8 protein-coding genes are annotated in these 12,220 nt (G+C 48.9%); 1 reads left to right on the top strand and 7 read right to left on the bottom strand.

Annotated features, from left to right (window positions below):
- Positions 1-378 (top strand): hypothetical protein (locus tag WCK19_RS17460; RefSeq protein ID WP_342398684.1); only part of this gene is annotated, 378 nt, incomplete at its 5' end.
- Between the two features lie 191 nt (positions 379-569).
- Here the strand turns inward: WCK19_RS17460 and brxL are convergent.
- The 7 genes from brxL to WCK19_RS17425 all read right to left on the bottom strand — a co-directional run.
- Positions 570-2,597 (bottom strand): BREX system Lon protease-like protein BrxL, encoded by a 2,028-nt coding sequence (gene brxL / locus WCK19_RS17455; protein ID WP_342398683.1) that lies wholly within the window; start codon positions 2,595-2,597, stop codon positions 570-572.
- Between the two features lie 96 nt (positions 2,598-2,693).
- The gene (locus WCK19_RS17450; protein ID WP_342398682.1) at positions 2,694-2,951 is read right to left on the bottom strand and encodes a hypothetical protein; all 258 of its coding nucleotides are present in this window, start codon (positions 2,949-2,951) and stop codon (positions 2,694-2,696) included.
- A gap of 86 nt (positions 2,952-3,037) precedes the next feature.
- Positions 3,038-4,036, bottom strand: coding sequence for a hypothetical protein (locus tag WCK19_RS17445; protein ID WP_342398681.1), 999 nt, complete (start codon positions 4,034-4,036; stop codon positions 3,038-3,040).
- 1 nt (position 4,037) lies between these two features.
- A complete protein-coding gene (locus WCK19_RS17440) occupies positions 4,038-6,632 on the bottom strand; it encodes a DNA methyltransferase (protein WP_342398680.1) in 2,595 nt (864 codons plus the stop codon).
- A 105-nt stretch (positions 6,633-6,737) separates the two neighbouring features.
- The gene (locus tag WCK19_RS17435; protein WP_342398679.1) at positions 6,738-7,649 is read right to left on the bottom strand and encodes a hypothetical protein; all 912 of its coding nucleotides are present in this window, start codon (positions 7,647-7,649) and stop codon (positions 6,738-6,740) included.
- 131 nt (positions 7,650-7,780) lie between these two features.
- Positions 7,781-10,771 carry a hypothetical protein gene (locus WCK19_RS17430; RefSeq protein WP_342398678.1) on the bottom strand — a complete coding sequence of 997 codons (2,991 nt, stop codon included), beginning with the start codon at positions 10,769-10,771 and terminating at the stop codon, positions 7,781-7,783.
- A 4-nt stretch (positions 10,772-10,775) separates the two neighbouring features.
- Positions 10,776-12,220, bottom strand: a 1,445-nt coding sequence (locus tag WCK19_RS17425; RefSeq protein ID WP_342398677.1) for a hypothetical protein, incomplete at its 5' end; no start/stop codon positions are given.

Here is a 12,220-nt window from a genome sequence, read left to right as displayed (position 1 = left end):
GGCAATTGGGGGGTAGGGGAACAATCAAGCGACGGAGCGCCATCCAACGGGGATGTTCGTAAATTCGTCAATAGGTCACTTGCCGAGGTCGGTACGCGATCCGCGATGGCGGGAATTTTTGTATTCTTCGACGGATGCCATGGTGGTGAGCCAAATGCTGCCGGATTTTTTGGCGCGGAACCGACCTTTTTGGGCGATGACACGAAGAATGTCATAGCCAAGGCCGGAAAGTTTGGCAGCTTCAGAAAGGGTAATAAGCTCGCCGATGGTGAGGGGGTCTATGAGGGGTGTAGGATCGTTTTCATTGGGCATGTTGGTGTGGTTAGGGTTGCAATTTGTTTATCAGACCGGATGCTGGGGGTTATGTTATCATGTTGAGGTGTTTATATCAAACAGGGCTGGGGTGACTGACAAAAAAATGGTTAGATTCAATGCTTTGCGTCGCCCAAACTAGAATTTAGAACTACCGTTCTCTATAGTAGTTTCAGGACAAAATTAGACCACTCAGCAAGTAATTTTTTCAGCAAAAGTTGGACAGTTCCAATTTTTGCCATATTTTCCCTATACCACTATACGAAGGCGCGGCTGAGTACCTCCTCAATGGTGTTAACGGGCGTAAGTTTGAGGGTGTCGAGGATATAGGCGGGTAGACCCTCGGCATCTTTTAGGTTGTCGGCGGGAAGTAGCACTTCTTTCAGGCCCGCTTCGTAGGCGGCTTGTATTTTTTGCTGGATACCACCGACGGGCAGCACTTTGCCCATGATGGTTATTTCGCCGGTCATTGCTAAGTCGTTGCGTACTGGACGCTTCTTCAGGGCTGAGACCATGCCCGTGACGATGGTAACTCCGGCGGAGGGGCCTTCTTTGGGAATGCCCATAAAGGCTGCCTGTACCGCAATGTCAAAGTTTTCGTACCAGGTAGTGCTAATTCCTAATTCGGTGCTGTGGGATTTGATGTACTGGATTGCGGCATCAATGCTCTCCCGCATTACGCGCTGAATTGAGCCGAGCGGTATTATCCGCCCGTTGCCTTTGGTAACTTGCATTTCAAAGCGTAGGATGCTGCCATGATCGCCTGCTACTGAGAGGCCGATTACTTCGCCTATGGCTGGTTTTTCAGGGAGGGTCACTTTCTGTACCCGGCCCTCCTCCGCTAAAGTAGGGGCTGCCTGTCTGCCTGTTTCGTTGAGTTTTACGCCCAGCCGAACTTTGTCGTATTCGCCGGGAGCCAGTAGGTGGAGTTGGTTGCGGACGCGCTGCCGCATTTCGCAGGACAATAGCAAGATCGTTTCGAGTTCCTCGTCTGTAATTTTTCCGTGTGGATAGAGCAGTTTTAGCAGGCCGGAAGCGGTCTTCAGGATGGCGCGTTGATCGCGCCCGGAAAGACCCTGTGGGGTGTTAGCTAAATCCACCAACTCGAAGCGTGGGCGCAATTCGCCTAGGGGGTCAGTCCGGCGTAGTTCGTGCATGATTTCGCAAAAGTAGTCCGCGATGAAGCCATAATCTTTGGAGTAGCTATTGGGGCGCAATTTTGGTAGTTCCCAGCCCGGTAGGTAGGAGTGTAGACGATCCAGAAAGGCGATGACCTGCAAGAAATCGGGCAAGGGCTCGAATAGGTGATAATATTTCTCGTGGGGCAGGTTGCCCTGCACATCTAGGTTGCCGACAAAAACTAGACTAGCGAAGGCCAATAGCTCTTTTTTGCCTCGGCTAAACTTGGCATCCTGCATATAGCCTTGCATAATGCTGACGAAAGCTTTGGGATCGCTGAAATCGGTGTTGGCGATTTCGTCAAAGACTACCGCGTCGCGAGTGCCAACTTCACCGATTTTGCCAGTGTTCAGGTTGACGAACAATTGGGCCGGAGTAGCTTTGCCACCCGAAAGGACGTGCGAATAGTAAGAGATATTGCGGTAGAGGTAGGTTTTGCCAGTTTCGCGGGGAGCCAACTCTACCATATTATAGTTGTTCTCTACCAACGGCAGGCAGCGGCAGAGGTAGAGCAGTTTTTGGCGGGAGGTGAGCAAGGCAGGATTGAGACCACAGGAATTGATTAGCATGTCAATCCATTCCTCGGTGCTGAACTCGGCTCGCTTGGTCAGATATTCATCCAAATTGATGACGCTGACCTGGAAGGGGGTGAAGGCCGTAATTTTGAAGGGCCGAATCTTCTTACTGTGAATTTCGGTCTCATCATAAGTTAGGTCTATCGTACCCCACATACCGCCGGAGAGCAGCATCGGGTATTGCCGCACGATGCTCTCCGGGATGTTAACAAAATTCTCGTTGATGGCGGAGATAGCACCCCAATATTTGTCTTCTGTCTCGACCAAGCGGACTTCCATATTGGCTATAACCGAATGTTGGCGGTTCTCGCGGATGTAGTGGCGGATTCTTTCGGCTTCGGCTCCGTAGACATAAGCTTCTTTGAGGCGGCGCACTACCTTCTCCATATCTTGATAGAAGGTCTCTTCCTCACAATAGTTATCAATTAGGTATTCCACCACATAGCGGGGAAATTCGTCCACGCCGGTATTGATGGTATGGGCCTTGTTGACGACCTTTCCCTTAAAAATGGTTTTGAACCGCGTATTCATTAAAGCTCCTGATTCCAGAATTAAATTAAGTAACACAGATGAACACAGAGAACCACAGAGAACACAGATATTTTTAATATTTTATCAGTGGATCTTCTACTGATCTTCTTTGCTGGGCCTCTGGTTCAGAAGCTCACGGAGTTTCTGACGATCTTCCGGTGTAATCCATGCTAGGCGTTGTTCTAGTAGGCGGATTCTAGGTTTCAACTTGGCGATAAGCCTTTCAGCCTTTTGGGGGTTTAGCTCCTTTAGGTCATTGATACAATCTATTGCAAACCCCAATAACTCTTCCTCGTATTCCTTGCGCTGTTCGGGGCTGAGTTCCTTCAGAAGTTCCTTTATACCTATGGTCATAAGCCTAAATTCCTTTTGCCATACTTATCTTCTAAATCAAGTAACACCGCTTTTTAGATATAGCGTTGTAAGCTGTGTTCCCTGCCTTAATTCTTGGGCTGGTTTTCATCGTTGGGTGGATTAGTCCTCTGAGTTATAAGGTCTAGATACTTCTGAAGTTGTTCTGGTGTAAATTTAGCCATCACTTGTTCTGGCGTAAGACCTTCCAGCCTCTGTTCTGGGGTAAGCCCTGCTAGGCGGATTTCAGGTTTCACACCGGAGATAAACCTTTTAGCCATTTGAGGGTTTAGCTCCCCTAGGTCATTGATACAATCTTCTGCAAACCCCAATAACTCTTCCTCGTATTCCTTGCGCTGTTCGGGGCTGAGTTCCTTCAAATGTTCCTTTATATCTATTCTCATAAGCCTAAACTCCTTTAGATGTAACTTCATTATCACTTCTAGCTGATTTTTTTCACCCTTGAGTAGCATGAGTGTAACAAATTCGCGCCATTTCACGCTAGTGGCGGGGGCAAATTGAAGCCAATCGTAGAAACGCTCTTGTAAAGGCAACAACCGACAAACTACGATTGCCACCTCCAGTAACCAAATGCGGCAACGTAACAACCAAGGTGTCGCGGGGTCACTCTCAAGTGGGGTTTCGACTGCCTTGAGATAGTCAATTATGGTATCCGGCTGCTCGGAACAGACAAAAACAGTCAGCAATTGCTGATAAGGTATCTTCTTATACTGACTAAAAAAGAGATGGGTACGGGCCAGATTCTTGGCAAACTCAAAACGGTCAAAATCATCGTTTGTGGATTTAAATTCGATGATCGAATAAGGCAACAGGAAATCAAAGAGTGTGCCGGAGAGGTCTTTACCCTCTGGCACAGCCAAGATTAGGTCAGCCCTTAATAGTTGGGGCAACTCTATGCTCATCTGGTTAATTCCGACAACTTTAGCAATACTAGTGGTGACCTCCTTAAACATCGGGTCAGGCCGAATAAGGTTGCTATCCTTCTCAATGGTCTTACGACTAGTCTTCCGTTTGGTCTTCCGTTTGGTGGTCGTTTTTTTGGATGGTGGCTGGGTTTGATCTGACATCCTATTCCTCTGTGTTCTTTTTGCTCTTCTTGGGCTTTTTCGCCTCGGTGGACTGAGCTAGACGACGGCTACAGATGGCGTAATCCTCTTCGACACTGACCGCTAGTTCATCGGGTAGGTTATCCGTGTTTAGGCCACCCTTTTCGTAAAGCAGTTTGCCCTGCTCAAAAAGTCCCGTGCGCTTGCAGTGCCGTATCCACTCGGCTAGGGTTGCGTCGTTGGGCTGATCGGGAATCGCTACCCCTTGTTGTAGGTAGGCTAGGAAACGCTTGATCTGGCGGTTAGTGCCAGCCGTCCGGCCCTGCTTCTTCTCCTCTTCCTCGTTAGCGTTGAGGGGCAGACGATAAGTACCCTCCTCGGTTTTGTAGAAATAGTCCAGTAGCCAATCATTGAGGGGACGGCGGGGCTTATCCGCCACGCTATAAATATAATGCTCGAATAGATCGGAATAGTGGACACCCTCGCTATTGGGGTGCTTTTTGATCCACTCTTTTATGAAAATAGTGGCTCGCTGAGCCGCCGCCTCTTCTTTCTCCGCTTCGGCGGTATCTAGCACCACCGTCTCGGTCTCCTTCAGATACCAGCGTCCGATTTCGTGCGTTCCAAATAGGTTGGGCGTTTCGTCCTCCCAGAGATTTTTGCGGACGGGTTCGCGCACCTCTTCGGCTACTTGGCGCAGCAGTTCGTCAAAGTTGTGGGCCTCCATCTGTCCGGCCCGTACCATGCGGCTGACCACCTCATCATATACCCGGTCTTTGCTTGTACCCGGATTGGCAAGCAGGTAGTCGCGGATAATGGTTTGGGCTTTCTCCCGGAAGGTACTGTCGTCCTCATCTCCGGTAATAGTCAAGGCTGCCGCTACTTCACCGGGTTTTGGTTTGCGGAAGTTTATTATTAGGTCGCGCTTGGTCACTTTATCGGCGGTAACTTGGTTATAAGATTTCTGGCCTGTGTCAATAAATAGTACTGCTGCGGATTTATCTGTGATAAAGCCTGCTTCGGCCATAATATCCTGCACCAATGTCCAAGTTCCTTCTGAGGTATCATGGTAGCAAAGCGAAAGCCAGCGACCGGGCTTTAATACTCGATAGCACTCCTTCATCGCCTGTGCCATCATTCTGGCCCAATCGTCCTCAGTTTTACCACGCACCTCATTGACAATAATTTCATCATCGTGCCACTTGGTATCAAACCCTAACCATGCCTCCCAGACAAAGTTAAGCTCACCGTATTGGATTTTATCGGCGTAAGGAGGATCGGTAAAGATGTAATCCATAGAATTAGAAACTACAGAACTAATATTTGTGCTGGATTGACAAGTTGTTATCAAACTGGTAGAAGCATTTCTAATTTCATGCCAGGCCTTAACCACATTATCAAAGCGGCTTTCAAAAAAATAAAGGCAATTTATCTCTTTGTTAGTTTGCGGTATGTAATAAGTGCCATTCATTAAGTCGGCAGCGCCATTTGTTATATTTCCATTGTTATCAAGTCTTACTCTCTGCATTTTGCTTGCGTTAAGTAACAAAGAGGTGAAGGTTAATGCTAAGCCATCTTGCCTGCTACCAATTACGGCTTTAATAGCCGCCAAAGCCCACAGATTGCGCTTGGTGAAAAGCTCATCTACAGTACGAAAATTACTTGTGCCTGCTCTCCATTTAACGCCCCAACATTCTTGATCTTCCGAGGCGTTCATCATTCTATCTTTTGGATACCAGTGAGGAAGCTCTCTGCTTTCGATTTCCTTAATTTTAGCCAAATCGTATTTTTCAAAATAGTCCCGCTTGTTTGGATCAGAATCGTTGTAGCGGCGTTCTTCACGCGCTGGTTTACAGCCATTTTCACAGAGATAGCTGACCAGTACTGGAATTGCCCCAAATTTCTTGCTGCTCCGGGTGCTAATCTCCTCAGTGAAATCCCGCTTATAGCAATGCGGACAAACCGTTATCTTCTTTGGTTTGCCATCGGCAGTTTGACTCTCTAACTCGGTACAATCAAAGAGCGGTATTCTGGACATACAGCGCGAACATTCAAAGACTTGCGAGTAGACGGTGTAGGCGGTAGTGGCGGGGCCATCGCAACGGTCACAGCGGGTTTGGTAGAGCCAATCTATTTCAGGCTTTACCTGTTGCTTTAGCTCCTCGAAAGCCGTCTGCAAGGCTTCCACATCTACCGGGGTGCAGTAGTTTTTGGTAATGAAGGTGGCTGCCGGGCTGCGGTCAATCGCAATCGCCTTGCGTCCCTCCATCAAAGCAGCCAAGGCCGTCCCGCCCGAACCAGAGAAGGGGTCAAGGACGAGGTCGCCCGGTTGGGTGTAGTGGCAAATATATTGGCGAATGGCATCGTGGGGCTTTTTCGACCAGTAGGTGTGCATATTGTAAATGGCGGTGGCCTTGGTGGTCTCTATCGCATGGTCAAAGGCCGGAACGTTGTAGCTATCGGTGATGGGGTTGTAGGGCTTTTCGCGCAGGTAGTCCTCGACAAAGGCTCGCAAATTGGGGTTGGGTTTATCGCCGGAGTAGTAGCCCTCTGGCATCTGCGGTACTTTCTGCTGGAACATATTGCTTTGTTGCAAATTCTTCTTTCGGCCTGCCATAATCGCCTTTCTACATTTAATTAAGTAACACAGAGTACACAGAGCAACCAGTTGACACCACAGAGGAACACAGATATTTTTTATATTTAAGCTGTATTCCCTGCCTTAATTCTTGGGCTGGTTTTCACCGTTGGGTGGATTAGTCCTCTGGTTCAGAAGTTCCCTGAGCTTCTGAACCTCTTCCGGTGTAAGCCCGGCGAGGCGTTCCTCTGGTGCTAACCCCGCTAGGCGGAGTTCGGGTTTCACACCGGAGATAAACCTTTTAGCCATTTGAGGGTTTAACTCCTCTAGGCCAGTCATACAATCTTCGGCAAACCCCAATAACTCTTCCTCGTATTCCTTGCGCTGTTCGGGGCTGAGTTCCTTCAAATGTTCCTTTATATCTATTCTCATAAGCCTAAACTCCTTTAGATGTAACTTCATTATCACTTCTAGCTGATTTTTTTCACCCTTGAGTAGCATGAGTGTAACAAATTTGCGCCACTTTACGCTAGTGGCAGGGGCGAATTGAAGCCAATCGTAGAAACGCTCTTCCAAAGGTAGTAACCGACAAACTACAATTGCTACCTCTAAAGTCCAAATCCGACAACGTAAGAGCCAAGGTGTGGCAGGATCAATCTCAATTGTGATACCTTCAGCCCTAAGATGCTCTAACACACTATCTGGTTGCTCCGAACAGACAAAGGCGGTCAGCAATTGGTTATAGGGTATAGTCTTATATTCGCTAAAGAAGAGAAAGGTACGGGCTAGATTCTTGGCAAACTCGAATTGGTCAAAATCATCGTTGGTAGATTTAAATTCGAGGATGGAATAAGGGGAGAGGAAATCAAAGAGTGTGCCGGAGAGGTCTTTGCCCTCTGGCACAGCTAAGATTAGGTCAGCCCTTAATAGTTGGGGCAACTCTATGCTCAACTGGTTAATTCCGGCAACTTTAGCCGTATTAGTGGTGACCTCCTTAAACATCGGGTCAGGCCGAATAAGGTTGCCCTTTTTACCACTTCTCTTCCGCTTTGCCATACTCACCTTTCTACATTTAATTAAGTAACACAGAGAACACAGAGCAACCAGTTGACACCACAGAGGACACAGATATTTTTATATATTTAATTTTATCTGTGGTTCGTCAACGTAACCTGGGTTGATTGCTTCTACTTTTGCCTCGGTGTCAGGCCCATTATACTGCCTAGGCTGGAAGGGACACGGCGAATAACGCGCTCGGATTTAAGCTGGACGGTAAACCGCAACGACTGAGATTTGCGGACGGTGCGCCGTCCTTCGCGGTAGCTGATGGTGATGGTCAGCAGGCGCTTCATGCGCTCGTGCTGCAATTCGCTAAGGGTGGCCTGCTCTCGGCCCGGTTTGAAACGGTAGATCACTTCGGCTGGCCGTTCGCCCTCCTGCCGGGAAAGATAGAGAAGTTGGCGGGGCAGATTCAAAGGTTGCGCGTCCTCGGTTTCTTCGCCGACTTCTAGGCTGGTACAGGTAGCCTCTACCTCCACCGCCAAATCTTCGCCGTCTTTCTGGTTTCGGCTGGACGTTCGGCTGGTTGTGCGGTGCAGTTGGAGCCGAAAGACTAGTTCTTCGCCCTCCAACGCCTCATTCGGCCCACTAATCGGGTCGAGGGTTAGCAACCCTTTCTCACGAGTTTTGACCTTCATCACCACCATAGGAATCATCAATTCTTGAATGGAGATACCCCCATGCGAATAGGCATCCGGTCTGTATGGAAAACCGTTGCGGCTGAAAGAGTAACCTACTTTCGGAAAGACTACCGCCTCGTACTTAGGATAGTACGAACCAGTTTTTTTAGTGATGGTCTCATGATCGTACATCCTCAATTGCTGAGGTGTAAATGAAATAATATTGGCCCTGACATGGTTGGGCAAGAGTGCCTGCTCGATAGGAACCTTGAGTAAGGCGTGAAGATAGACGCAATCTGCTGGATCGTTTAAATCATTACTGTCGAACCAGAGCTTTTGGCGAGCCACCGGGCCAAAACCATGATCGGCGGTGATAAAGACTTTAGTACCAGGATCCAAGTGGCGTACTATCGCCATTACTTCGGTTTCAATCAAGTTTTTGATCTGTTGTTCGTAGACATAAGCTAAGGGGCGGGTAGGTACTTCGCTACCATCATCCAACTTCTTGACCTGCATCGAATGTAGAGCCTTGTCACAAAACTCAAAGATATAATAATCGAGGTTTCCGGCTCGGTAACGCACCGTTTCACCCGTACCCGCGCCTTCAGGTACAAGCGGCACTACCTCCCCGGTATAGCCACACTCACGGGTCAGCCCTTCTTTGAGGTGCATGTTTTCTGCCTTGCGCGGCCAAAACTGTTGTGGTTCGGTTCCGGCAGCGATGGCCCAGCGCGAGACTTCGGTCTCGGAGGGCAAGAGTGCCGAAGCCGGAAAATCTTCCAACAGTTCTAGGCGGTCTTCCAACATCGGGCGCAGCAATTCGTCCCATATATCATAGCGCATCCCATCAAAGACAAAAACCGCCGCCTTTTCGGTCTCGATGTCCCAATAGGGTTTGAGGCAACGCCGCAAAAACTGGCTGGTCAGGCGCACCTCACTATCCTCGGCGACCCAAGTAGGATATTGCCGCACCACCATCTCCTGAAAGCGCACATTTAACGCGCCCAGCAGATCGTTTACCTCCTGCTTAATCTCGCTCACCTTCGTTTTCAGGCTGGAAACAGCATCCTGAAAAATTATAGGCAATTCGTTTTCGTCACGCATCAGCAAATTATTATTGTAGACTAGGCGTTCCATGGCCGAAAGGTAATATTCCAGTCGGTTTAGTTGTTTGCCGTTCCACCAGTCGCGGAAAAGTTTGTAAGTCAATTGCTCCGGCTTGCTTACCTTCAGTTGCTTAATAAAGCCATTGAGGTCAACCCGAATAGCCTGAATCCGATAAGCCAGCCGATATACTTCTACCAGATCCAACCAGGGCTGCGAGGCGCGGCTCTCCACGAACGATTTGTTGGAGGCGGTCGTCAACTGGTTGCCGTCCGGCGATACTGCTTGGTAAATCCGGGGCTGAGCATCGCGTTTGGGCGGGTAGACCAACAACTGTTCCAGAGCCAGCAGCAACGCCAAGCCACGTAGCAGGGTTGAATAGCTCTCTTTTTCCAATACGGCGGTAAAGCCCTCCGGTTCTTCCAATTTCAAATGCTCTATTAGCAAAGACTGAAGCGCGTCTTGATCTAAAGATTGTTCTAGGGTTTCCAGATCACGCCGAGCCTGCTCCGGGTCTAGCTCCACCAACCGGGCCGAGGCTTCTTGCAAGACGGCGGGGTCTATATTCGTTAGCTTTATTAGTGAGGAGTCGAGATGGACTAACACCAACTTCCAGTTGGGCAAATGTTGGTTCAACAACACCGCCAAATAGAAGGCCCGAATCACCGTTTCATGATCGTGGTCGGCCAACCAGCAAAAGGGCGCAGGAGCTTGCCGCAATTCGTCCTTGATCGTAGCCGTAACTTCAGGGGCCAAATGCTCCAATTCTTCAAAGCTCTCGTGACCCAGCAACCCAATTTTCCAGTAATCCCTAGCATCCAGCTTTTTGAAAGCAGATTCGGCTACTCCTAGCGCGGCAAAAGCTACAATTCGCTTAAAATCTTGGTCGGTAAAACGGCCAGCCGACCGTCCCGGTGCGATGTTTCGCAAGTTCTGATAAGCCAGCACTACCCCATCCAAGTGCAGCATAATCAGGCGAGCATAGCGCGGCTCATTCGTCTCATGGGGCCAGCCCGAATCACCAGTAATCTCGCGTAAAAAGTGGCGTAAATCAAGTTCCAGCCGAGCTTGGATGGGAGTTTGAGCTAAAAAATCGGGATAAAAGGGGGGAGGAGCTTTTTTGCCTACCACGTTGTTGCGAAATACTGGAGCCTGATCTATCAAGAGCAATTTTTTGTAAGAAGGGTCGGCCTTTGCCAGTTCGTAAAGCTGACGAAAAGCTAGGTTAGTGGTAGCCCACAGAGGCATAAAACCGTTGGTTATAGCAAAGTTGCCGACCTGACGGTCTTCTCTGGGAATAGTACCGAGTGGATCGCGTACCAAAATATTGGGAGACTCTTTGATAGTCTCTAACTTTTCCAGTACCCAGCTTTGTAAAGTTTGGTTTGCTTGCATAATCTCACTCCACCTGCAACATAGGAAGGGTATCGTCACCATCTTCAATGTCTTGTAACTGGTTAATCAGGAATTGCTGAAACTCTTTAACCAATTCGGGAATCTGGCGTTGCTCTACCGTACTTAGCACCGGATGAAAATCGCTCATACGAACCTTCTTGACCGCAATGCGTTTGAGGTAGTGGTTAATGAGTTCCACAATTGAGCCATCCTGTGTGGTTAAATAGGCCCGTACCTTCTCGGTGGTATTGCATTTCAGCAACCCGGCAATCACTGGCTCACTTTCGCCTTGACGCAAGCGTTGCCGAACTGTCACATTCAGAAAAACTTCCATTTTGTGATCAATGCTCTCGTCATATTTGTGGTGGGCTTCCTCGGCTATCCGCCGACCTTCTTCCCACCGTTCGGTCATATTAGCGAAAGAGAGTTCGCACTCGTGTTGGGGTTTGCTGCGTAATGCTCCCTCAATCGAAGTTTTGGAGGAATTAGGACAGGTAAAGAGACTCTGAGCCAGCTCTAAAAGCTCACGTTCTAGCGTGGCTGAGATAGGCGGTTGAAGGGCGCTGATTTGCTCTAATTGCCGAAGAGCTTGCCACTCCTCACCCTGCACCAACTGGTTAATCTCTTGACGACGCTGTTCGAGGTAGTCTAGCAATTGGTCATGGCGCTGGCAGTAGAGTGAAATGTACTCTTGAAGCAGTACTCCTAGCGTACCACTTCGGCTGGCCGTTTCACCCGCCTGGGGAGGAAAGCGTCCAATCAATTCAGTACGCAATTGCACATCTGAATCAATATAGCGTTTCAACTGCCGGAACTTCTCGCCTAGTTCCTGCTGAAGTTTTAGCACCCGGCGCAACTCCGGCTCATCGGGCAGACTCAGGTTGCAGTAGGTGTAAGCGGTCTCAAGCTCGCCGCTATATGACAGAAAGTGTACTAGATCCCGGTAATTCTTGATTCGGTTCGCCAAATCGTCTAATTCTGATTGGCTGACCGCTTCCTCATCAAACGCCCGGTAGTCCAAAGCCTCTTTCAGACCATAGAGGATTAGGTAAATATCGTCGTTACCCGTCAGGTCAGTTTGAAAGAGACGAGCAATTTGCCGCATTTCCTGTTCATAAGGATTAGCGGTTTTCAGAATATCAAAGAGCCGGACGGCTTTATCTACCAGCCGGGCTGCGTCACCATTTTCCTTGTTAAAAAGTTCGCGCAATTTCAGGCGATAGCGGGTAATAGCCGCATCGTCACTATTGGGCGGTATCTCTTCAGCCAACAATTTTTCGGCGTAGGGGCGCAATACTTCCCACTTCTCTGGCTTGACCATCTTCTGCACGTCGGTCAGGGCTTCTAGGACTTTGGCTGAAAAATCTACACCTGCAATATTCGTGGCATCTAGGGTGGAAATAGAGAGGCCGGATTTAGAGCTAAGGGTCATTCGGAGACGGCCTTCGC

Source organism: Candidatus Chlorohelix sp., from assembly GCF_037138995.1.
Taxonomy (GTDB): Bacteria; Chloroflexota; Chloroflexia; order Chloroheliales; family Chloroheliaceae; genus Chlorohelix.
This window is presented reverse-complemented; position numbering and strand designations above follow the sequence as displayed.

Bases quoted from the DNA above. Each gene is read 5' to 3' on its own strand.
- WCK19_RS17450 (WP_342398682.1), bottom strand. From the start codon at position 2,951: ATGACCATAGGTATAAAGGAACTTCTGAAGGAACTCAGCCCCGAACAG.
- brxL (WP_342398683.1), bottom strand. From the start codon at position 2,597: ATGAATACGCGGTTCAAAACCATTTTTAAGGGAAAGGTCGTCAACAAG.
- WCK19_RS17440 (WP_342398680.1), bottom strand. From the start codon at position 6,632: ATGGCAGGCCGAAAGAAGAATTTGCAACAAAGCAATATGTTCCAGCAG.
- WCK19_RS17430 (WP_342398678.1), bottom strand. From the start codon at position 10,771: ATGCAAGCAAACCAAACTTTACAAAGCTGGGTACTGGAAAAGTTAGAG.
- WCK19_RS17445 (WP_342398681.1), bottom strand. From the start codon at position 4,036: ATGTCAGATCAAACCCAGCCACCATCCAAAAAAACGACCACCAAACGG.
- WCK19_RS17435 (WP_342398679.1), bottom strand. From the start codon at position 7,649: ATGGCAAAGCGGAAGAGAAGTGGTAAAAAGGGCAACCTTATTCGGCCT.